General features: G+C 53.6%; 21 protein-coding genes and 1 tRNA gene. 8 read left to right on the top strand and 14 right to left on the bottom strand.

The genetic code is table 11. The annotated features are described in order from the left end of the window. Window positions 1–42 precede the first annotated feature (42 nt). From cyoD to ACIPIZ_RS27800, 3 genes are all read left to right on the top strand, one after another. On the top strand, window positions 43–378 hold the full coding sequence (gene cyoD / locus ACIPIZ_RS27810) for a cytochrome o ubiquinol oxidase subunit IV (protein WP_007916940.1): 336 nt from the start codon (window positions 43–45) through the stop codon (window positions 376–378). A 10-nt stretch (window positions 379–388) separates the two neighbouring features. After that, complete coding sequence (cyoE, locus tag ACIPIZ_RS27805; RefSeq protein ID WP_401168652.1) at window positions 389–1276, top strand: heme o synthase; 888 nt, start codon at window positions 389–391, stop codon at window positions 1274–1276. 321 nt (window positions 1277–1597) lie between these two features. Next, window positions 1598–2089 (top strand): RidA family protein, encoded by a 492-nt coding sequence (locus ACIPIZ_RS27800; protein WP_007916938.1) that lies wholly within the window; start codon window positions 1598–1600, stop codon window positions 2087–2089. A gap of 289 nt (window positions 2090–2378) precedes the next feature. Here ACIPIZ_RS27800 and ACIPIZ_RS27795 read toward each other — a convergent pair whose 3' ends face one another. The 3 genes from ACIPIZ_RS27795 to ACIPIZ_RS27785 all read right to left on the bottom strand — a co-directional run bounded on the left by ACIPIZ_RS27795 (window position 2379) and on the right by ACIPIZ_RS27785 (window position 4580). Further along, window positions 2379–3080 carry a hypothetical protein gene (locus tag ACIPIZ_RS27795; RefSeq protein WP_007949995.1) on the bottom strand — a complete coding sequence of 234 codons (702 nt, stop codon included), beginning with the start codon at window positions 3078–3080 and terminating at the stop codon, window positions 2379–2381. Between the two features lie 134 nt (window positions 3081–3214). Continuing rightward, window positions 3215–3619: a GNAT family N-acetyltransferase gene (locus ACIPIZ_RS27790; RefSeq protein WP_122663001.1), complete on the bottom strand. Its 405-nt coding sequence runs from the start codon at window positions 3617–3619 to the stop codon at window positions 3215–3217. A 55-nt stretch (window positions 3620–3674) separates the two neighbouring features. Further along, window positions 3675–4580, bottom strand: a complete 906-nt coding sequence (locus ACIPIZ_RS27785) for a LysR family transcriptional regulator (RefSeq protein WP_105707226.1) — start codon at window positions 4578–4580, stop codon at window positions 3675–3677. A gap of 100 nt (window positions 4581–4680) precedes the next feature. Here ACIPIZ_RS27785 and ACIPIZ_RS27780 point away from each other — a divergent pair, with 100 nt between their 5' ends. Continuing rightward, the gene (locus ACIPIZ_RS27780) at window positions 4681–5853 is read left to right on the top strand and encodes an aspartate aminotransferase family protein (RefSeq protein ID WP_401168647.1); all 1173 of its coding nucleotides are present in this window, start codon (window positions 4681–4683) and stop codon (window positions 5851–5853) included. 122 nt (window positions 5854–5975) lie between these two features. Here the strand turns inward: ACIPIZ_RS27780 and ACIPIZ_RS27775 are convergent, their stop codons facing one another. The 3 genes from ACIPIZ_RS27775 to ACIPIZ_RS27765 form a co-directional block, all read right to left on the bottom strand. Next, on the bottom strand, window positions 5976–7907 hold the full coding sequence (locus ACIPIZ_RS27775; RefSeq protein ID WP_401168645.1) for an alkaline phosphatase D family protein: 1932 nt from the start codon (window positions 7905–7907) through the stop codon (window positions 5976–5978). Window positions 7908–7964: 57 nt separating this feature from the next. Beyond that, complete coding sequence (locus tag ACIPIZ_RS27770) at window positions 7965–8744, bottom strand: hypothetical protein (protein ID WP_105707219.1); 780 nt, start codon at window positions 8742–8744, stop codon at window positions 7965–7967. 99 nt (window positions 8745–8843) lie between these two features. Beyond that, window positions 8844–9209, bottom strand: a complete 366-nt coding sequence (locus tag ACIPIZ_RS27765; RefSeq protein ID WP_105707217.1) for a hypothetical protein — start codon at window positions 9207–9209, stop codon at window positions 8844–8846. 119 nt (window positions 9210–9328) lie between these two features. On the opposite strand from ACIPIZ_RS27765, the gene ACIPIZ_RS27760 reads away from it, so the two are divergent. Together ACIPIZ_RS27760 and ACIPIZ_RS27755 are read left to right on the top strand one after the other, a co-directional pair. Further along, window positions 9329–10084, top strand: a complete 756-nt coding sequence (locus ACIPIZ_RS27760) for a hypothetical protein (RefSeq protein WP_064392113.1) — start codon at window positions 9329–9331, stop codon at window positions 10082–10084. 36 nt (window positions 10085–10120) lie between these two features. Continuing rightward, entirely contained in the window at window positions 10121–10489 is a 369-nt protein-coding gene (locus ACIPIZ_RS27755) for a PH domain-containing protein (RefSeq protein ID WP_401168640.1), read from the top strand. Between the two features lie 12 nt (window positions 10490–10501). Here ACIPIZ_RS27755 and ACIPIZ_RS27750 read toward each other — a convergent pair whose 3' ends face one another. The 8 genes from ACIPIZ_RS27750 to ACIPIZ_RS27715 form a co-directional block, all read right to left on the bottom strand. Further along, a complete protein-coding gene (locus ACIPIZ_RS27750; RefSeq protein WP_064392109.1) occupies window positions 10502–10831 on the bottom strand; it encodes a hypothetical protein in 330 nt (109 codons plus the stop codon). 240 nt (window positions 10832–11071) lie between these two features. After that, window positions 11072–12046, bottom strand: coding sequence for an HNH endonuclease (locus tag ACIPIZ_RS27745; protein WP_401168637.1), 975 nt, complete (start codon window positions 12044–12046; stop codon window positions 11072–11074). Between the two features lie 120 nt (window positions 12047–12166). Next, entirely contained in the window at window positions 12167–12817 is a 651-nt protein-coding gene (locus ACIPIZ_RS27740) for an HNH endonuclease (RefSeq protein ID WP_401168634.1), read from the bottom strand. Window position 12818: 1 nt separating this feature from the next. Next, entirely contained in the window at window positions 12819–13460 is a 642-nt protein-coding gene (locus ACIPIZ_RS27735) for a hypothetical protein (RefSeq protein WP_401168632.1), read from the bottom strand. A gap of 4 nt (window positions 13461–13464) precedes the next feature. Continuing rightward, window positions 13465–15735 carry an ATP-binding protein gene (locus tag ACIPIZ_RS27730; RefSeq protein WP_401168630.1) on the bottom strand — a complete coding sequence of 757 codons (2271 nt, stop codon included), beginning with the start codon at window positions 15733–15735 and terminating at the stop codon, window positions 13465–13467. Then, window positions 15732–17012, bottom strand: a complete 1281-nt coding sequence (locus ACIPIZ_RS27725; protein ID WP_401168627.1) for an N-6 DNA methylase — start codon at window positions 17010–17012, stop codon at window positions 15732–15734. The genes ACIPIZ_RS27730 and ACIPIZ_RS27725 overlap by 4 nt, the downstream gene beginning before the upstream one ends. Before the next feature lie 767 nt (window positions 17013–17779). Further along, complete coding sequence (locus ACIPIZ_RS27720) at window positions 17780–18271, bottom strand: hypothetical protein (RefSeq protein ID WP_401168624.1); 492 nt, start codon at window positions 18269–18271, stop codon at window positions 17780–17782. Between the two features lie 145 nt (window positions 18272–18416). Next, a tRNA-Leu gene (locus tag ACIPIZ_RS27715) sits at window positions 18417–18501 on the bottom strand. 107 nt (window positions 18502–18608) lie between these two features. Here ACIPIZ_RS27715 and queA point away from each other — a divergent pair. Together queA and tgt are read left to right on the top strand one after the other, a co-directional pair. Beyond that, window positions 18609–19673: a tRNA preQ1(34) S-adenosylmethionine ribosyltransferase-isomerase QueA gene (queA, locus tag ACIPIZ_RS27710; protein ID WP_105707215.1), complete on the top strand. Its 1065-nt coding sequence runs from the start codon at window positions 18609–18611 to the stop codon at window positions 19671–19673. Window positions 19674–19687: 14 nt separating this feature from the next. Beyond that, the coding region (gene tgt, locus ACIPIZ_RS27705) for a tRNA guanosine(34) transglycosylase Tgt (RefSeq protein ID WP_401168621.1) at window positions 19688–20722 on the top strand (1035 nt) is incomplete at its 3' end.

The raw sequence follows: 20722 nt of genomic DNA, 5'->3' as shown, positions 1-20722 counted from the left end.
GATCAGCGTATTCACCGTTGTTTACCTGATGGGGACTCTGTAATGGCTAATGCACACTCCCATGACAGCCATGATGCTGGCCACGGCAGCGTAAAGTCGTACGCCATTGGCTTCATCCTGTCGGTGATCCTGACCGTGATTCCTTTCGGTCTGGTGATGTACCCGAGCCTGCCGAAAGCCACCACGCTGGCAATCGTTCTGCTGTTCGCAGTGATCCAGGTGATCGTTCACCTGTATTACTTCCTGCACCTGGACCGTTCCATTGCTCAGCGTAACAACGTGATCGCATTCGTCTTCACGGCGATTGTGATCGTGCTGCTGGTTGGCCTGTCGCTGTGGATCATGTTCAGCATCCACACGTACATGATGGCGAAGTGAGGTAGACCCGATGTCGCTCAAGCACTTTATCCAAATCACCAAACCGGGGATCATTTTCGGTAACGTGCTTTCTGTGGCAGGCGGGTTCTTCCTGGCCTCGAATGGGCATGTCGATCTGGCGGTGGTTCTGGCTGCCATGATCGGTACATCCCTGGTTGTCGCCTCCGGTTGCGTGTTCAACAACTGCATCGACCGCGACATCGACCTGAAGATGGAACGCACCAAGAACCGGGTGCTGGTGCAGGGCTTGATCTCCCTGAAACTGGCCCTGGTCTACGCGACCATCCTTGGTGTTCTCGGCGTTGCTTTGTTGTACAAGGTGGCCAACCCGTTGGCCGCTTTGTTCGCGGTGATCGGCTTCGTTATCTACGTCGGCTTCTACAGCCTGTACCTCAAGCGCAAGTCGGTTCACGGCACGCTGGTGGGCAGTCTGTCGGGCGCCATGCCGCCAGTGATCGGTTACGTTGCCGTCACCAACAGCTTCGACATGGCCGCGCTGACGTTGCTGGTGATGTTCAGTCTGTGGCAGATGCCGCATTCCTACGCCATCGCGATCTTCCGCTTCAATGATTACCTGGCCGCATCGATTCCGGTGTTGCCAGTGAAGCGCGGGATTCAAGTGGCGAAGAAGCACATCCTGCTCTACATCCTGGCGTTCCTCGTGGCGACCTTGATGCTGACCTTCAGCGGTTACGCCGGCATGAGCTACCTCGCCGTCGCCGCGGCCATGGGCATGTACTGGTTGTACATGGCCTGGACCGGCTACAAAGCGGTGGATGACACAGTCTGGGCACGCAAGCTGTTCGTGTTCTCGATCTTCACCATCACTGCGTTGAGCGTCATGATGTCCCTGGACTTCAAGGTGCCGGCAGAGCTGCTGCTGACGTACGCGCCGTAAGGCTCAAAGGCTTGAAGAAAAACCCCGCACATTGAGAGATGTGCGGGGTTTTTTGTTGGGTGGATTATGCTGATTTGATGTGCTGCCCTTCGCGAGCAGGCTCGCTCCCACAGGGGATATTCGATCGACGCAGATCCAATGTGGGAGCGAGCCTGCTCGCGAATTCCAACGTCACTGAATTTGCTGGGTTGCTGGTTGCAGACTTCCAGTAAACCCCCTAGATTTGGATCCAACCATGACAGTGGTAGCGCCTTGCCATTTGCTCGCGCTCAACTGTCCTGACCTACGGTTTTTTATGCACTGATCATAAGGCTGGGCGAAATGACTGAGAGGATGACCTGCGACGAGCGTTTTATTGCCCTGGCCCAAGAGCTGAACTACGACATCTATGGTGAGAACACCGCCGGCGGCAATTACGCGCCGCTGATCCGTCATCATGATGAGCTGTACATCAGCGGTATGGTGCCGCGCACTAATGGCAAGATTCAGTACCCGGGTCGCGTCGGACTGGAGCTGACCCTCAAGGATGCGCAAGCCGCCGCGAGCATCAGTGCAATGCGTTGCCTGGCGCTGATCGTCGATGCTGTGGGTTCGCTGGACAAGATCAAGGCGTTGTTGCGGGTGACGGTGTATGTGAAGTCGACGCCGGACTTCGTTGACCTGAGCGAAGTGGCCAACGGTGCATCGGACGTGTTCAGTCATGTGCTCGGTGATGCCGGCCGGCACACGCGCACCACAGTTGGCGTGTATCAGTTGCCGAAGAATGCGGCGATTGAGGTGGACATGATTGTAGCGTTGCATCCTTCGGCTTGAGGGTGACTTCACGGCTTGCCCTCACCCTAACCCTCTCCCGGAGGGAGAGGGGACTGACCGAGGTTTCTTGCGCTATACATCGACCTGAGAGGCCGAGGCGATTGTGGATTCGGCACCGCACTTTCATTTCGGTGCATCTCTTGAATATCTCACGATCGGCTCCCTCTCCCTCGGGAGAGGGCAGGGGTGAGGGGCGAGGATTTTCGCCTCCTCACGAATCCCCAGCCGAAAACCAAAAAGCCCCGCACTGAATCCCAGCGCGGGGCTTTTTCGTACAGCGGCTGCGCTATTACTGCGCGGCGATGCTATAGCCATCGAACGCAGTCTGCTGTTGCAGCGCGGTGATGATGTTCTTGCGGTTTACCGCCTGCTCGGTGCCAGCGTTGTCGACGAAGACTTCGCTTTCCAGTTCCGCTTCTTCGCCTTCACCGACGAAGGTGAAACCGAGGAACTCCAGCGCTGCACGGTCAACGTTCAGGCGCGAGCGTGGCGTGCGCAGTGGCAGGGTCACACTGATGCCGTCCTTGCTGATGGTGAAGATTTCGACTTCTTTCTTCTTCGCAGCCTTGCTCTTGCCGCCGCTCGGGTTGCTGATCGCCTGATGGGTCTGGTTCAGCACTTTCAGCGCGAGGCCGTAAACGATTTCCTGGAACGCCGGATCGTCCTTGAAGCTGGACAGGATGCGGCCGATCGAGAACTTGCTGCTGAGGTCTTCAAGGGCGGCGAGGTCGGCGGCTTCGGCGTCTTTCAGCGCCTTGAGTTCGCCCATCAGCTCGTAGGCCTTGTCGTCATCGAAGCTGTCGTGAGCCTGACGGATCGCCGCGCGCAGCTCGCGGATCTGGTCGCTTTCGCGGGTCGACTGGAACGCGTCCAGGACCATCTCGCTGATGATTTTGGCTTGTGGCAGGTGTTGTGAAAGATTGATGGAGTTTTCGTATTCCGCTTTGGACGATTCGGTGACTACGGATTCAGCGGTGTTGAAATCGGACATTGAAATTTCACTACTTTTTAACTTGAGTGGAGATGAGAAAACCCAAGGGCTTTTTCAGGCCGACTAATTTAGGGGAGCGCGGCGGCGTTGTCACGGAGCAACGGTCTGCCGGTCGAGTTTTTTCCCGCAGTGGGTTATTTCCGGCGCGGCCGTTCCATGGCAATCACCGAGGTCTCAAAACCCAGGCTGGCAAAAAAAGCCTCTGCGCCTTCGCGCCCGGCACGCAGCACCCACGTGATATCCGGGTTGTCGCCCATGATGTGCTCGACCAGTGCGCGGCCAATCCCCTCACGCCGATGCTGGTCATCGACCACCACCATCGACAGGTAACCGTTGGACAAACCATCGCTGATTCCGCGGGCGAATCCGATGATCTGCTCACCCTCGACGGCGACGGCGGTGCGCTCAGAGTTCTTGATCAGCAGGGCGAAGTGTTCAGCTGAGCCGGTGCGATGGCCCCAGCCATGCTCCCCGAGAAACTGCCGCACCGATTGCGTTTCGGCGGGCAGCAAATCACGTACGTTGAGAGTGTTGTTCATCTGCTGTTCGGTTCCTTGTCAGCGATTTTTCATGGAAGGGTGGAGCCGCGCAGCCTCAGGATTTCCCCCACGTCTGCATCGCAAACTCCACGAACCGGCGCAATTTTGGCAAGCGATAGCGATCTGGCGCGTAGAGCAGATGCATCGGTCGGCTGGGTGGCTGGAAGTCGGCGATCACCTTCACCAGTCGGCCTTCACGCAGGTCTTGTTCCACCAGCGCATCCGGCAGCATCACGATGCCCATGCCGGTGCGTGCCGCCTGATGCAGCCCGGCGGAGCTGTTGATCAGCATAGGCCCGCTGACGTCGACCATGATTTCCCCGTCGGGGCCACCGAGGCGCCAGCGTTTTTCCACCGATTGCCAGTCGTCGCCGGCGGGATAGGCGAACGACAGGCAGTCGTGTTGTTGCAAGTCTTCCGGGGTTTTCGGCATGCCGCGCCGGGCGACGTATTGCGGCGAGGCGCACACGGTCAGGGTGTAGTCGATCAAGGGCCGGGCGATCAGGTTGGACTGGTCGAAATTGCCCAGCCGAAACGCCACATCGAGGCCGCTTTCCAGTAGATCGGGACGGCTGTTGGTCAGGATCACATCGAGTTTGACCTGGGGGTACAGCAAGGAAAATTCACTGAGCGCCGGCGCCAGCCGTTCAACGCCGAACGTCAGCGGCGCGGTGAGGCGCAACATGCCCCGCGGTTGATCGAGGGTCTGCTCGGCGAGGCGTTCGGAATCGGCGACCAACCCCAACACTTCCAGACAGCGCTGGTAGTAAACGCTGCCGAATTCAGTGAGTCGCTGACGTCGAGTGGTGCGCTGCAGCAGTTGCACACCGAGCCGTTGTTCCAGCGCGCGCAGATGATTGCCAACCATGGTCGTCGACATGTCGCACTGCAACGCGGCCGCCGTCATGCTCCCGGCTTCGACGACTTTGACGTACACGCTCATCGACTGGAACAAGTCCATTATCAAGCTCAGCTTTTAAATGAATGAAGTTTTGCCGAGTTTATCCAGTTTCGCTGGCTAACCATACTGCCAGCACACCGACCTGCTGGAGTTTCAAGTCATGACCGCCGCCTTGATGAACACCTACCAACCACTGGCCTTGAGCTTCACCAAAGGCCTGGGCACTCGCCTGTGGGATCAGGCCGGCCGCGAGTATCTGGATGCGGTGGCCGGTGTCGCGGTGACCAATGTCGGCCACTCGCATCCGCGGATCGTTTCGGCGATCAGCGAGCAGGCCGGGTTGCTGCTGCACACATCGAATCTGTACAGCATCGACTGGCAGCAACAATTGGCCAAACGGCTGACCGAGCTGTCGGGCATGGAGCGGGCGTTCTTCAATAACTCCGGTGCTGAGGCCAATGAAACGGCATTGAAACTGGCGCGTTTGTACGGTTGGCGCAAGGGCATCGAACAGCCGCTGGTGGTGGTCATGGCCAACGCGTTCCACGGCCGCACACTCGGCACCTTGTCGGCCAGTGATGGTCCGGCGGTGCGCCTGGGTTTCAACGAATTGCCGGGGGATTTCCTCAAAGTGCCGTTCGGTGATCTCGCTGCGCTGGAACAGGTGCAGCAAAAGCACGGCGAGCGCATCGTCGCGATTCTGGTCGAGCCAATCCAGGGCGAAAGCGGTGTGCAGCTCGCGCCGCCCGGTTACCTGAAAGCGCTACGCGAACTGTGCAATCGCCATGCGTGGTTATTGATGCTTGATGAAATCCAGACCGGTATCGGCCGCACCGGGCGCTGGTTCGCGTTTCAACATGAAGGCATTGTCCCGGACGTCATGACCCTGGCAAAAGGACTGGGCAACGGCGTGCCGATCGGCGCGTGCCTGGCCCGGGGCAGGGCGGCAGATCTGTTTACGCCCGGGAGCCATGGCAGCACCTTCGGCGGCAATCCGCTGGCGTGTCGGGTCGGTTGCACGGTGCTGGACATCATCGAAGAACAGGGCCTGCTGGAAAACGCCCGGATTCAGGGGCAACGGCTGTTGACTCGTCTGCGTGCAGAGCTGGCGGACAATCCCAATGTGCTGGCGATTCGCGGGCAGGGCTTGATGATCGGTATCGAGCTGAAACAACCGGTGCGTGATCTGACCCTGATCGCCGCGCGGGATCATGGGCTGTTGATCAACGTCACGCGGGGCAAGACGATACGGCTGCTGCCACCGTTGACGATTGATGAGCGGGAGGTGGAGATGATTGTCAGAGGTGTGGGGCGAGCACTGATCGCGCATTGATGGCTTGTAAGTAGCACTGTGGGAGCGAGCCTGCTCGCGAAGGTGGACTATCGGTCGACATCTCTGCTGGATGATCGACCGCTTTCGCGAGCAGGCTCGCTCCCACATGTTCGGTGTAGACCTTAGTCCGGATAATCCGCCAGATCCGGCGCCAGCATCCGTGTCTTCGCCTTGCCATTCGAATTGTGCTGAATGATCTCCCGCGGCTGCCCCTGTTCATTGAAAAACACCTGACCGATCCCCGCCGAATTCCATAAGCGTTCACCTGCCTCAGCATGTTCCGGCGTGTACGGCACGATGCGCATGCGTCGGCGTTTGGTGAACCAGTTCAGCGGGGAGCGTGGCGAGTAGAGCCAGCGGTTGAGGCGGTCGAACCATTCCAGCAGGCTTTTCGGAAACTCGTTCTTGATGCCGCTGCTGGTGATCTGCCAGATTCGCGGACCGGCCTTACGGTGGCGGATAAGCACTTCGTAGACGAAGGAATAATGCACATCGCCGGACAGCACCACGTAGTTACCCGGTGTGCGCGAGTGGCGGAAAATATTCAGGATCACCTGCGCCGCACCGCGATGGGCCATCCAGTTTTCCGCGTCGACCAGCAGCGGGTAACCGCACCAGCTGAACACCTTCTGCACCGTTTCGATCAGCTTCACGCCGAAGATCGGTGCCGGGGAAACGATGATCGCTGACGGGTGATCGAGCAGTTCCTGTTGCAGCTCGCTCAACGCCTCCCAATCGAGCAGGCCCGAGGGTTGCTTGAGCGCCATCTCACTGTGCCAGCGCCGGGTGCGCGTGTCGATGACCACGAGCGCCGGGCTGCTCGGCAGGACGAAATGCCATTGTTGAAAGCGCAGCAAATCATCGATCAGAGCATCCTGCACCGGGCTGTCGAGATATTGGTCATCACCGCTGGCGCTTAGCCCCAGGGTTTTCTCCAAGACATCCTTGAAGGCATCGGGATTATTGCCCCAGCCCTGACACAACATATAGGCGATCAACGCGTTGCCGATGATGCGCTTGGAGAACGGATGACCATAGGCCGTTTCCTCCCATTGCGCAGACAGGTTCCAGTCATCGGTGATGTCGTGATCGTCGAAAATCATCAGGCTCGGCAGATGCGCCAGCGCGCGGGCGACCTTGTCCAATCCAGCCTTGAAGGCATCGATGCGACTCTGTTCAAGGGTGTAGCGCTTGAGACGTTCGGGCGTCAGTTCAGGAGCTTGCGGATTGATCAGCGACCAAGCCGTCGGCGACCACACCAACAAGTACATCGCCATGACTTCGGCGAAGGTCACCAAGTGATTGTCAGCGCTGCTGCTGGTGAAAATCGGCTTACGCGCACCACCGAAAAATCGCTCGCGCAATGTCTCGTTGCTTTCCAGCGCCGGTAACAAATCCGCACGGTGGTAGTAACTGGCCGGGTGTTTGTAGAGCTTGGCGCTATCGCTGACCACGGCGCCTTCGAGGTGTTCATCGAACAGTCCGAGTCGTTCGATCAAGGCATGAATTGCGCGCAACATCGGACCGGCAACATCGTCGGCGTAGACCTGGTCGCCGCTCATCATGAGCAGGGCGGGGCGTTGTTGCGGGTCGGTTTCCGTCGCTAACAGTTGATCGACGCAGAGCAGACCGTCCACCGCCGGGTGATGGGGTTTGCGGCAGGAGCCATGTAGCAATTGGTCGATTCGCGAACGTATGACGAAGTTCGGGCAGCGGGCATCGCCGTAAAGTAAGTGCGGCGCCCAATCGGCAATTCCGCTTGCCGTCTCATCAATCAGCAAGTCGTAATCGACCCGCGTGTCGCAGGGTAGCGGGGTAGTTAATGCAACATCGATCAAATGCACGAAAGCATGCTGGCCCACCGCGATGGTCGTACAGTTGCCATCGTCCAGCGGTATATCGGCGACATCTTGCAGACGCAGCGTCAGCGAAAGCTTGCGGCTTGCGACCAGCCACATCACCAGGCGTGCCGGTTCCAGTCGCCGCAGCAAAGGGCCCGCCAGTATTGCAGGCAGTGAGGCGGGGGAATCAGGCGATAGCGCGGAAGCAGGCATCCGGTGTCAGGACTCTAAGTGCAGGTCGGCGATCATAGCGCAGGCAGCAAACGGCGTTCAGCGAGATGTTTGCGTGAGGCTCAAATCCACCAGGTTCCACTGGGTATCGCCATCTGCGCCCGCGACTGCTTGCATGGAGCAGCTGTAGTTGTAGACGACCGTCGCGGCCAACATGTTGTCTGCCGAGATAACCGCGGTGACTTTATAAATCTGGTCGTTCTGGCGGCTAGCTTTGAAGGCCGGGCCAATCACACGCTCTGTGGAGGGGAAACGCAGAGCGTGCTGTAACGCCGGAATGCACATGACAACGGCCATGTAGGATCGGTCAGCGTCTGCTCCATCACCAGCAGCCTGGCGTTTGGCATTGATGACGGCGCGATCGGTCTCGTTGAAATCGTTGACGATAAGGTTTTCGGATAAGGTTTTTCGCGACCGGCCACGGTAATCAGGAAGCAATGCAGATTCCGGCGGTTCAGACTTTTGTGTCGTGGCATTCGGCGCGGCAGAAGCGGCTGTGGCGACCGCTGCTTGCGCAGGTGCCGGCGGCGACACCGCTTCGGCCACTGCAACGGCCGGCTCTGCCGGCGCGATGACCTGTGTTTCAGCGGAGGGCATGAGTTGTTGGGATGTCTGCGCTGTTGTCTCGACGGTTTCGGCAGATTTCTTGTCGGGAAACAACGACAGCGAAATGGAAAGCACCACCATGGCCACAATCACACCGCCCGCCACGCCGACAATGTTGCCGAAGAACAGATTCCAGTTGCCGCGGTTCTTCACCACCCAGCGCCACATGAAACCCCAGGTAGCGACAAAAACCACTAAATGCAGAAAATCCATTCGATCCTTTCCTTAAACCTTCTAAACCTGAAACCAACGCATGTTCGAGGTGAACGCTGATGATGGGCAGCACGATAGCAAAACAGATGCACCGTCCGATCAAGTGTTGGGGAAATAATTCACCGCCAGAAACATCAAGGTGATCATGCCGGCAGTGAAGCCACACACCGCGCCCAGCAACTGACGTGCAATCGGATGTTCGGGTTGGCGGCGATTGGCGACCCACATCCACACGCCCGCGAGGACACCGGCGCTGGCCATGAAAACCACCAGGCTGCGATCCAGGTTGGTCGTCGCCATCGAGGTGCCAATGAGCCCGCCGTAAATCAGTGTGAAGACAATGCCAGTCACCACGCTACTGCCGGCGCCGGCAAGGTTGGCGAGTAACAGATTCCACTCGCCGCGTTGCTTCACCACCCACAACCAGGTTCCGCCCATTACCAGCAAGCACAACAAAGCATCCATTGATTTATTCCCGAGCGCCCGTTAACAGAAGCGCTTGATACGCCTCCATCGAAAGTGGACGGCAAGATAGCAAAATAGTAGCTTCGCGCCACCTTCTTCCACTGCGTAACGGACTACACATGCCTACCGTTTCTTCTGTCTCGCGCCTGCTCAGCGCTTTCCTCCTCGCCACCGTTATGACCCCGGCGCTTGCCGGCTGGGATGAAACCCCGGAGGTCGCCTGGAAAGGATACCTCGCCGATTGTCAGAGTTTTCAGGACGTAGTGAACAGAGTCCAAAGCGGGGCCATGACGAGCAGGCAAGCGATGAACCGCGTCGACAGCTTGAATCACACTCTTTACGTCCATCGCGATCACCTTGCCCCGGCAAGCCTTGCCTCTCCCGAATATGCCCGTTGCGAAACCGTCATTGCCCAAGCGTTCGAGATCCGCAACAAGGAGGAGCCGGTCCTGGTCGCCGAGCTTCAAGAGCAATACTACAAGGATCAGGCCGAGCACCAGAAATCCCCGGAATACAAGCGCGCCCGTGCTCTGGGCTTTAGCGACGTCGGCGGAATCGGCAAGCTCAAAGAACTCGCCGAGGAATCGGAAACGGATGGCGAAGCGTATCTGAAGACGTTGATGATTAAGGTCGACTGGAAATGCGGCCGGCATTTCCGCGCGGTGCAATACGTCAAACCCTATGTGGTCTACTTCGTCGGCCCCAATGCGGGCAGCTGCGCCGTCTACAGGGAAGTCGCGGTGCTGGGTGGACCAATGGTAGAGCGGGGCGACCCCATCGACGAGAACTTGATATTCCAGTACGTAGGATGGAAGACGCTGAAGGGAGCGGGTGGGTTTCCGATCAAGATTCGAGTGGTGAAAGTGCGCAAGTGATTTGCCGGGTTTTTTATTCAACCAGAGGATGGACAGATGATCGACTTCAACAACAAAGGCTTCTTCAAACTCAAGCAAAACAATGAATACGCCGAGCGCGTTACCTCCCTCTTGCTGGAAGGTGAAGAAGTGATCGACGCCTACAAGGCCATGCGCGATGGCGTGGTGTTTACCAACAAACGCATCATCGCAGTCAACGTTCAGGGCATTACCGGCAGCAAGAAGGATTTCACTTCCTTGCCGTACAAGAACATCGTCGCGTACTCCGTGGAAACCTCGGGCACGTTCGATCTGGATTCGGAGCTGGAGATTTACTTCTCGTCACTGGGGAAAGTGAAGTTCGAATTCACCGGGAAAACGTCGATGGTGGAGATTTCCAAGTACATCTCGAAGCATCTGCTGTAACGGCTCAGCCCATTACAAGATGTCTTTCAAATAACCCTTGAGCGCGAGAAGCGGCTGATCCAGCTGCTCCAGCGAACGCGCTTCGCTGAACTCGGCGGATAATTTGTGCAGCTCGCGTCCGAGCGGTTTCTCGATACCGCCCAAGGCGTCCATCGCTAGGCCAAGGCATTCGTTCATCTTGAACTGAATAGTCTCGACATCCCCACGCCGCACCAATAGTTCGAAAATGTCTTTCTGGTAATCACCCATGACCATGTCGTCCCGCAAAATCGGGCTCAGGCCTTCTTCCTCGTAAGCGAGTTTGAGGGAGAAAAGGGCGACTGTTTCCAGTGACGTTTCCATGGGGGGATCCTTGGGATTTCGGTTGACCAAGAAGCGGTGAATCAAAAGATCGCAGCCTTCGGCAGCTCCTACAACAGCAGGCACTTTCCGGCAGACGAAAAAAAAGGCCTTGCTAAGCAAGACCTTTCTTAATTTTGGTGCCCGAGGGAGACTCGACTGCACCATATAATCTGTGGTCTTCAGAGCGTTTATCGGTAAAGGGATACAAGTGGGGATACAACGCTAGCCCCGCTGGCTATCCTATGGTGCATCAGATAGCTCTTGAAGGTAATGCTGAGCTATCAACAACAATGAATTATTCAACTTTTCCCGATCCATCGAGAAGTGTGCATCTCTATGGCAATTTGGGCAAAGAGCAACGCAATTAAAAACTCGATCACTAACCTCAACACCAAAAATGTGGTGTACATCGAGAAAGCCAGCATAAGGACGGCTCGCTCCGCATCCTGGGCGTTCGCAGCGTCCATTGCAACGCTCGATCACAGCTTTTCGGACATTCGGATCTCTAGCTACCCTAGACACCGTTGCTTGAAAACGTGACGCTTCATCACGGCCTAAGAGCGATAAATCAAGTCCCGGTAGGTCGCTGACTGTGTCGTCAATACCTCCAGTGAGATCTTTGAAAAGCGGTCGTTTGGCGAGATCCTCCACCCCCTCCCACTTCCACAGAACATCGGCGACTTTGTGCGCCTCCTCAAATCGGCTATCCATCAGCCACATCGTGGGACTGCCTCCATTGACAGCATGATTTTTCTTGAGACGCCCTAACCTCCCTGCCGCTATGAGTTCAGCGCTGACCTTTTTCTGCTCATTGATAATCCCTGTCATGGCGGACACGGGAATCAACGCTGCAAATACAATATTACTGCCAAAGCGTTGCACCAGAAGTGCGTGGGTAATACCTCGCGGGGCTTCGCGATCAACGATTTCGGCAATGGTTTTATCCCAGTCTCCATGGCTTAAACGGGCGCGTAGCTGCGCTGCAGAATATTTTTCTTGATGATCCTCCCAGCGCCAGCACAATCGGACTCGTGCATTAAAGAATCTGCCCTCAGGGCTTCTAGCAGAAAGCAACTGAGAGTGTCCTATACGAACGTCAGTGACGTCAGTGAATCCTCTGCTTTCCAAGAAAGGCTTGAGCATCCCCCGCGTGTTCTTCTCTGCTTGAATACTTTCAGGGGTACGAAAGGCGCGTTTCTGGGATGACGATTCCATTCATGAAATACCAGGTAGCAGTTGATGACTAGGCCGGAGGCGATGCGTTTCCTGCAGGTAGAGTAGTGCAGCAAGAGGCTTTTGAGACCTGAGGCAGCCTACGCTGTTCGTGCGTAAACCCTACGAAACTCTTTTGTGAAGCATATTTAGAGCATCGGTTAACAAGTCTTTCACTTCGCGTAGTGAGGTGACCATGTTTCGTGCGGTATCTCTGTCAAAGTCATCGGTCTGCATGTATTCGACTAATTCTTTTAATTTTTGGTCGACAACTTCATTGAGTTGCATAGCTTTATGAAGAATGGTCCTCTTTCGTCTTAACTGAATTCTTGATTCTCTGTTAAGGTGTAGAAGTTCGAGCATGTATTTCGCGACTGCTCCTGTTGTTAAAAGCTTTCCTGATTGTTCTACTCTGAAGTGATTGGATAATGGCTCTAGGAATGGGTCAATAAAGCCAGTAGTACCGTCGTGGGATGCATGCACATGGAAGTACATGTTTGTCGGCCAGTTTTTTGATTTCCATATGTTGCATTTGGAGCAGGCTAAAACTAAATTATTTGGGTCGCTCTTTAATTCTGCAAAGTGCACATATGGCCTGAAGTGGTCGATGTGAAAACCTTCATTCCCGTGCTCTGAAAGCAGTGCGTCACAATAAACACAGCGTTCTTGGCAGTCTTCTTTTATTTCCGTGAAGTAATGGTGGTAATCTGCGTAATAGTTGCCGTCAGGTTTTTTTGAGTAATTAGGTCGACGAGTGAGTATGGGGTAGAACATTTTATTTTTTACCCGAAAGTAGTTTTTCTATGTTGTTTAATGTGTCTTCCTGTTCGTCTAGTTTTCTTTTGAGCTCCATGGTCATGGTCGATTCTTCAATGGCTGCGGGAGCTTCTCGCCAGAATTTTAACTCGTTTAGCTCTTTTGCTTCTTCTGTTGAAATTTCAGATAAAACATACTTCTTTAGTAAAAGTACAAAGCGTTGTTCGCGCTCATCTACAATTTGTTCGTAAGCATTTATGTGGCGGACCATGCGTTTGACGGCACTTTCTAGCGCTGCGCCTCCATCAGCAAAATCATCCTTGCTTAATATATACTCAACGCTTTCTAAGTTGTCATCTATTTCGTCTGGATGATTGCTGAGAATGTATATAGGGATTTTGCTGTCAAGCTGTCTATATGCATCTGCTAATTGGCTTCCTATATAGTCAGCAGTTCCCGCGACCTCGAGGTGCTCATCGACAACGATGGAAGCAATTCGAGGGCGCATGCTGCAGATAAATTTGAGCATTAAAGGAAGCGTGGGCTGAGGTAATGCGCAAATGACCTCTAGTTCTGGAGGCAGATTTTTTCTTAGTTCTCGGCCATAAGAGTCTAGAGCGTTTTGCTCCTCATCAATATATAGCACAACATTCTTTTTCATGAAGTCAGGCCTTGTTGTTTGTGGTCAATGGTATGTTGATTGTAAATTCTGCTCCGCCAAGTCTTCCTTTTGGTGTTGCGGAAATATTCCCACCTGTATGGTTGTCTACAAAACTTTTGACAATGGAAAGCCCCATACCTGTGCCCTCAACCGAGCCTTTCCTGTCGAGTCGAGTGCTATACATCGGTTGGAAGATTTGCTCTTCTGTTCCTGACTCTAAACCAAAGCCACTATCAGCAAAACTAATAGTTATGTGATCATTTTTTTCGTGAATGTTAATGGATATAAAACGTTCGCCTACTGCGGTTTTTTTGAGTGCCCATATAGAGTTAGATATGAGGTTAACAAAAATGCTCTCTAGGTCTATTTCAAAAGCCACAATTTTTCTTTTGGTTTCACACGTAACGCTTGTCTCAATGTTTTGCCTTTCTAATGATGCGCTTAAAGCTTTAAATACTCCTGATGCCACGTCGCCAATATCAACAGCTTTGCGCTTTCTTTTGTCTGGTTTGATGTTCCCCAAGGCAAAAGATGCAAAGTTTCTTACAAAGCCTGTGCTTGAAATTATCGTTTTTAGGCAGTTTGAGAACTCCTCGTCATAAGGAGGTGTTAGCATGAAGATGCCTCTTTCGAAACTATCCTTTAGGTTTTTCGCGTTAACTAATGATAGGTTCGTAAATTCTTTTGCTTCATGTCCGAAACAGACAGTAAGAATTCCCAGCGATGCTAGGTTAGCTAACGTATCCTTCTCATGCTCTAACTCCTCAGCCTTTTTCTCTAAGTGGATTTCCAGCTCGCTTGATCGGGCTGCGGCCTCTGCCAATCTGGACTCCACCTCGGCAATTCTAACCATTAGAGTTTCAGGTTCATTAACGCTGATATTTTTCTGCTCACCAGTATCAACGTTTTTTTGTACATTTTTAGAGATTGATTCTTTAAGTTCCTCAACTACTTTCGTGGTGTCGGCGATAGCTTTTTTAGCGAGCAGTTTCTTTTCTTCTGTATCAGACCCATCATCTTCTTCTCGGGCTATTTGATGAGCATATAATTCAAATCGATCAATGATTTTTACGCAGAAAGCACGCATGTCATAAAATGCTTCTGACTCAACGATACCCTCACGATTTGTTTGATCTTCCAACAGAGGATTGGTCTGTCTACCTATAAATACTGCACCAATAACTTGATGCGGCCCGACTTTCCAACCACCTTGTTTGACCCCGCCAGGACTACGTGCGCGACGGATACCAAGATCTAGCCAATCACCTTTACCTGTGGGCTCGCCATAAGGGCGTACTCTGAATCTATCTCTATAGATACGTATCCCTTGGTTCGCATTCATGAACTCCCGCCAATTACGCTTACTAAAGTCCACGTTCTTTAGGCCAGGTGCATCCCATGGAATAAAGTACATTTTAAGCTTTAGAGGGCCAGAGCTTGGTACCGGTGGGCGATCCTTAATCCAGTTTTTCCACTCTTCTGAATCGATTTTGAACTCTCGGCCATCAGAGTATTTAAAATTGGCATTAATAATCTCGCCATCAAGATCTGCATCAACTACCCAGCGTGCATATTCAACCGCAGATGAGCTTGAGACGTTTCCATCTATTTCAGGAAAAACCGATTTAATTGAAATTGAGAAGTCATTAGCGTCGTCGAATGGAGAGATTAAAAGTGATAGCTCTTTTTTTAGGTCAGTTAAAAGGCTCAAGTTCCAGTCGTCTTTTAATCCCTGTAGTATAATTCGCGTGCCGGAATTTTTTTCATTGTCCGGAAACTTTCCATGTTCGTCCTGGATTTGACTGGTATGTTTGTACAGCTTGTGCTTTATCTGTGAAAGAGGCTTTTCTGCATTTTCATATGCCTCCCATTGTATTTGAAGCTCCAGTGCAATTTGGTCACTTTCTCGCTTGGTCTGCAGAATTAACGTTCTGCAGAGTCTATCTGCGCCAAGTCGGCCAAGCCCTTTGGCACCGGTGTAAATTCTGTCTTTTTCCGAGATATCCTGATGCGTCTTATGACTTGTTCCAATGATTAGCCAGTTTTCTTTAACGTCCTCGTAAGACATGCCTTCCCCATCATCTTCAATTATTAGAGATGGAAGGCCTTCTTTAGATTTAGTGAATGTAAGCCGTACGTTTTTAGAATCGGCATCATAGGAGTTTTTAATGAGTTCGGAAATAGCAACCATAGAGCTCGATATGCTTTGCCGTCCGAGCTGAATAGGTAAGCGAGCAGCGATCTCAAAAGGCAGCTCATCTAGCAATTCTTTCATTCAAACCTCCATGGTATTTCTGATATTGCCGATACTGTTAAGTGACGGCATCGAATTCTATTGTTCAGAAACTCATTAACATGGTTTTCTTTGAGTAGTTCTGAAAGTTCGCGGCATTTATCTAAACTTCCATTCCTTGGAGTTAATACGATTAGGTGGTTTTCCACTGCGACTAATCTTTTTCCTAGCACTAGAGTCGGTACGGCTCGATGTCTGTCTCTAGGTCCAGATGTTCTTCGAATAGCAATGAAGGGTGGTTGGAAAACTCTCCCTAAAAATTTCCGGCTTTCTGGGATCTTACTTATTTCTCCCCACCGTGGAAGAGTTTTTGGATGGATGTATGCATACAGTTTTCCTTCATGAGGGTCTCTGTACGGCACGACTGCTCCAACTGCAACTTCAAAGAAATCTCGAATTTTAGGAGAACCATCGATACCTAATGTTTCCGCAGTCTGCCATTCAACTTTGTTAGAGCCTTGTCGGTCAATCAGTCCATTGAGGATGAAAATATCAATATCGGTTTGTTTGTCGAATCTGCCTTCGACTGACACGTTGGAAATGGTAAGTGCGGGCTCGACAGCGTTACGCCATGCTTCAAATCTACTTCCGCTTCTAAGAACATCGGGCAGAATAGCCGAAATCGAACACCCGTCCTTTAAAGCAAGTGACAGCTCGTAGTAGTAAATTGCTGCGTTGTTTATTTTTCCGTTGGCCCAGCTATATCTCGCTGCTGTCTTCGAGTTATTGTAAGGAGGATTTAGTGCAAGGTGCGTGGCCTTAGCGATAATGGCTATGTTGTCTAGGCAGTCGCCAGTGTGAATGTTGGTTAACAGATCTAAAAGTTCAGATAGACTTTTATCTGCTTTCGCTCCTCTTACTAAACTTTCTAGTACTAGTCTCAGCTTGGTGCAGTAAACAAACTCTGGGAATAAGTCAATTCCGCATAGCTGTTTGCCCCACTTCTTTAAAGTTTCGCTGGCTAAAGGCATTACAGAAAGTTTTCTTGAGGCGGCAACCAGAAGACTTCCTGATCCACATGTGGGGTCTACGACGAGAGCGCGATCATCTATAGGCGCGTTAAAAGAGTTTATCGCTTTCTCCGCCAAAGCGTCGCTGGTAAAAAAAACTCCGGATTCGCGTAGGGTTGTTATGTCTATCAGTTCTCTTACTTTGGTCGCTGTGACGTTACTGTGATTGGAAAACTCGGAATTAGAGTCTTTTTTCCATAGGTGGAAGACTTGCTCAAGTTTTGTATTGTATTCCGCAAAGCCTTCCATTTGTTCCCCATCATGAATCTGCTGTGTTTCTATAATTAATTAGTTTTGAAAATTAAATGATTAAAAGCTGTAAGGTTTATAGGGTTTGTTATTTTATAAACTATCCCTTCAGGTCGCCTTCAAGATGAGAAAGCATTTGAACGTCACTCAGCAGTCCTGATGGGATCAATCCTTAGCACAAATATACAGCAGTGCTTGAGTGGCGCACGAGCAGGATCTGAGCATTCAGTCGGAGAACTCGGGTCAGACAAGCGTCCGAAACGATTGATAAATCTTCACTGAGCCTCGAGTGAACAGTTTTTCACTGGTCGATCCTCCTTACCGTTAGGTCTCTGCGCCGTGCAAAAAAAAGACGGACATCTCTGTAGTTTTTTCAGCTAGAGGAAAGCTGCGAGTCTGATAACCCGTGTAGGGAGCCCCCCTTCAGGAGGACCCGTAAAATCTGCCGCTACGGCTCCTCGCCTGGGACTAGTCGCACACAGCAATCGGCAGATCCGGAGCTATCCGTCGCGTTCATTCGCGCTGAAGGTTTACGCCGTGAAAAGGGGCGAGGGGAAAGCTAACCCGTAGGTAGCGAAAAGGCAGTGTTCCACGTGTTCCATGTGTTCCAGAAACGTCGGAGGCCACGGAATACGCGGCTTTCAGAGGCGGAACACCAAATGCTAATAACCGGAACACCAGTTACGCGGAACACGTTTGGTGTTCCGCGATTTGGTGATCCGGTTATGGGTGGAAGGCAACGCCGTAGGTATCGGCGATGCGGTGAGTCAGGCGGCTAGCAACTGCTCCATGGACAGTGCATAGGCTTTATCTCTGATTGTCTTCTCGCTGATGCACGAAGCCCCATGCGGGGTTTGCAAGGGCACATAGAGCTCACTCAACGAGCTTGTCCATCCCAAGGCTTTCTCGGTGGCTTCCAAGTGTGCCGCGACGGCGGCGAATTCCTGAGCGGCCTTGTCCATGCGGTCAGCCCACATAATCCGCGCTACGCGTAGCTGGCGCTGACGAAGATCTTTCAAAACCTCTCTGATCTCTGCAATTTCCACATCGAGCTTCTCGACTTCGTTTTTCAAGGCCTGCGAGGTCGCTGCCAATCCTCGCTTGCCACGTGTCACCATTGCCAGTGCTTCGGAGGCGAGACGCAGCACCTTCTCCGCATGCTGCTCATCTGCATCGTCTCCATCACTGAGAGCTACCGTATAACTCGCCGCGGCTTGTTTCTCCGCATATTGGGCCTTCTCGACTTCAGCCGCTCTCATCCAAAGTGATGACAGGGCAGATCTGCCCAACGACGGTGTTAGGGTGCTTGAGCGATGAGGACGATTAAACAGTGGTCAGAATTGCACCAACCACTTTTCTCCAGGCGAAAAAAAAGGCCTTGCTAAGCAAGACCTTTCTTAATTTTGGTGCCCCGAGGGAGACTCGAACTCCCACTCCTTTCGAAAACGGATTTTGAATCCGCCGCGTCTACCAATTCCGCCATCAGGGCTCAATGGCGGCGAAGTATAGAGATGAGATTACCGTCGGTCAATCAGGTACATAGAGAATTTTCAATATTTCCGCTAGACTTTCCGGCCCTGCTAGACGAACCCCATCATGCGCGTTGCTGACTTTACTTTCGAGCTCCCTGATTCGCTGATCGCCCGCCACCCTTTGGCCGAGCGTCGCGGTAGTCGCCTGCTGACCCTTGACGGGCCGAGCGGCGCCCTTGCACACCGTCAATTCACTGATTTGCTCGAGCATTTGCGCCCGGGCGATTTGATGGTGTTCAACAATACCCGGGTGATTCCGGCGCGGCTGTTCGGGCAGAAAGCGTCCGGCGGCAAGCTGGAAATCCTCGTTGAGCGGGTGCTCGATACGCACCGCGTGCTGGCCCATGTGCGTTCCAGCAAGTCGCCGAAGCCGGGTTCGAAGATCCTTATCGACGGCGGTGGCGAGGCAGAAATGCTCGCGCGTCATGATGCGTTGTTCGAGTTGGGCTTCGCGGAAGAAGTGCTGCCGCTGCTCGACCGCGTCGGGCACATGCCGTTGCCTCCTTATATAGACCGCCCGGACGAAGGCTCGGATCGCGAGCGTTATCAGACCGTGTACGCCGAGAAACTCGGTGCGGTGGCGGCGCCGACGGCGGGGCTGCATTTCGATCAGTCGCTGATGGAAGCGATTGCTGCGAAGGGCGTCGAGACGGCGTTCGTCACGCTGCACGTGGGCGCGGGCACGTTCCAGCCGGTGCGCGTCGAGAAGCTTGAAGATCACCACATGCACACCGAGTGGCTGGAAGTTGGCCAGGACGTGGTCGATGCGGTCGCAGCGTGCCGTGCGCGCGGTGGTCGGGTAATTGCCGTCGGCACCACCAGCGTGCGTTCGCTGGAGAGTGCGGCGCGCGATGGCGTGCTCAAGCCGTTCAGTGGCGACACCGATATCTTTATTTTCCCGGGCCGACCGTTTCATGTGGTCGATGCCCTGGTGACCAATTTCCATTTGCCGGAATCCACGCTGTTGATGCTGGTTTCCGCATTTGCCGGTTATCCGGAAACCATGGCCGCCTACAAGGCTGCCGTGGACAACGGTTACCGCTTTTTCAGCTACGGTGATGCGATGTTCATCACCCGCAATCCCGCACCGACTGCCCCTGAACAATCAGGCCCAGAGGAAACAGAATGAGTCGCGAATGTCGCATGTCCTTTGAGCTCCTTGCCACCGATGGCAAGGCCCGTCGTGGTCGTCTGACCTTCCCGCGTGGCACCGTCGAGACCCCGGCGTTCATGCCGGTGGGCACTTACGGCACGGTCAAGGGCATGTTGCCGCGTGACATCGTCGCCACTGGCGCAGAAATCATTCTGGGCAACACCTTCCACCTGTGGCTGCGTCCTGGCACCCAAGTGATCAAGGAACACGGCGACCTGCACGATTTCATGCAGTGGAAAGGCCCGATCCTCACCGACTCCGGTGGCTTCCAGGTGTTCAGTCTGGGCGCGATGCGCAAGATCAAGGAGGAGGGCGTGACCTTCGCTTCTCCGGTCGACGGCGCCAAAGTGTTCATGGGCCCGGAAGAATCGATGCAGGTGCAGCGCGATCTCGGCTCCGACATCGTGATGATTTTCGACGAATGCACGCCGTACCCGGCTGACGAAGATGTCGCGCGCGTTTCGATGGAATTGTCGCTGCGCTGGGCTCAGCGTTCGAAAAATGCTCACGGTGAAAACTCTGCGGCACTGTTCGGTATCGTGCAGGGTGGCATGCACCAGGATCTGCGCATGCGCTCGCTGGAAGGCCTCGACAAGATCGGCTTCGATGGCCTGGCCATTGGCGGTCTGTCGGTGGGCGAGCCGAAGCACGAGATGATCAAAGTATTGGATTATCTGCCGGGCATGATGCCGGCTGACAAACCTCGTTACCTTATGGGCGTTGGCAAACCGGAAGATCTGGTTGAGGGTGTGCGCCGCGGTGTGGACATGTTCGATTGCGTGATGCCAACCCGTAATGCCCGCAATGGGCCTCTGTTCATTGATACAGGCGTGCTGAAGATCCGTAACGCGTTCCATCGCCCTGATGAATCGCCGCTGGATCCGACCTGCGATTGCTATACCTGCCAGAACTTCTCGCGCGCTTATCTGCATCATCTGGACAAGTGCGGCGAAATGCTGGGAAGCATGCTCAATACCATCCACAACTCGCGCCATTATCAGGTGCTGATGGCTGGTTTGCGCGAG

The sequence above is a fragment of the Pseudomonas sp. NPDC087690 genome (assembly GCF_044743175.1).
GTDB lineage: Bacteria > Pseudomonadota > Gammaproteobacteria > Pseudomonadales > Pseudomonadaceae > Aquipseudomonas.
The sequence above is the reverse complement of the archived record's forward strand: the minus strand, read 5'-3'. Positions and strand labels throughout refer to the sequence as shown.

Bases quoted from the DNA above. Each gene is read 5' to 3' on its own strand.
- ACIPIZ_RS27725 (WP_401168627.1), bottom strand. From the start codon at position 17,012: ATGGAAGGCTTTGCGGAATACAATACAAAACTTGAGCAAGTCTTCCAC.
- cyoD (WP_007916940.1), top strand. From the start codon at position 43: ATGGCTAATGCACACTCCCATGACAGCCATGATGCTGGCCACGGCAGC.
- ACIPIZ_RS27730 (WP_401168630.1), bottom strand. From the start codon at position 15,735: ATGAAAGAATTGCTAGATGAGCTGCCTTTTGAGATCGCTGCTCGCTTA.
- ACIPIZ_RS27755 (WP_401168640.1), top strand. From the start codon at position 10,121: ATGATCGACTTCAACAACAAAGGCTTCTTCAAACTCAAGCAAAACAAT.
- ACIPIZ_RS27760 (WP_064392113.1), top strand. From the start codon at position 9,329: ATGCCTACCGTTTCTTCTGTCTCGCGCCTGCTCAGCGCTTTCCTCCTC.
- queA (WP_105707215.1), top strand. From the start codon at position 18,609: ATGCGCGTTGCTGACTTTACTTTCGAGCTCCCTGATTCGCTGATCGCC.
- ACIPIZ_RS27720 (WP_401168624.1), bottom strand. From the start codon at position 18,271: ATGAGAGCGGCTGAAGTCGAGAAGGCCCAATATGCGGAGAAACAAGCC.
- ACIPIZ_RS27765 (WP_105707217.1), bottom strand. From the start codon at position 9,209: ATGGATGCTTTGTTGTGCTTGCTGGTAATGGGCGGAACCTGGTTGTGG.
- ACIPIZ_RS27800 (WP_007916938.1), top strand. From the start codon at position 1,598: ATGACTGAGAGGATGACCTGCGACGAGCGTTTTATTGCCCTGGCCCAA.
- ACIPIZ_RS27780 (WP_401168647.1), top strand. From the start codon at position 4,681: ATGACCGCCGCCTTGATGAACACCTACCAACCACTGGCCTTGAGCTTC.
- ACIPIZ_RS27795 (WP_007949995.1), bottom strand. From the start codon at position 3,080: ATGTCCGATTTCAACACCGCTGAATCCGTAGTCACCGAATCGTCCAAA.
- ACIPIZ_RS27775 (WP_401168645.1), bottom strand. From the start codon at position 7,907: ATGCCTGCTTCCGCGCTATCGCCTGATTCCCCCGCCTCACTGCCTGCA.
- ACIPIZ_RS27745 (WP_401168637.1), bottom strand. From the start codon at position 12,046: ATGGAATCGTCATCCCAGAAACGCGCCTTTCGTACCCCTGAAAGTATT.
- ACIPIZ_RS27750 (WP_064392109.1), bottom strand. From the start codon at position 10,831: ATGGAAACGTCACTGGAAACAGTCGCCCTTTTCTCCCTCAAACTCGCT.
- ACIPIZ_RS27770 (WP_105707219.1), bottom strand. From the start codon at position 8,744: ATGGATTTTCTGCATTTAGTGGTTTTTGTCGCTACCTGGGGTTTCATG.
- ACIPIZ_RS27735 (WP_401168632.1), bottom strand. From the start codon at position 13,460: ATGAAAAAGAATGTTGTGCTATATATTGATGAGGAGCAAAACGCTCTA.
- cyoE (WP_401168652.1), top strand. From the start codon at position 389: ATGTCGCTCAAGCACTTTATCCAAATCACCAAACCGGGGATCATTTTC.
- ACIPIZ_RS27785 (WP_105707226.1), bottom strand. From the start codon at position 4,580: ATGGACTTGTTCCAGTCGATGAGCGTGTACGTCAAAGTCGTCGAAGCC.
- ACIPIZ_RS27740 (WP_401168634.1), bottom strand. From the start codon at position 12,817: ATGTTCTACCCCATACTCACTCGTCGACCTAATTACTCAAAAAAACCT.
- ACIPIZ_RS27790 (WP_122663001.1), bottom strand. From the start codon at position 3,619: ATGAACAACACTCTCAACGTACGTGATTTGCTGCCCGCCGAAACGCAA.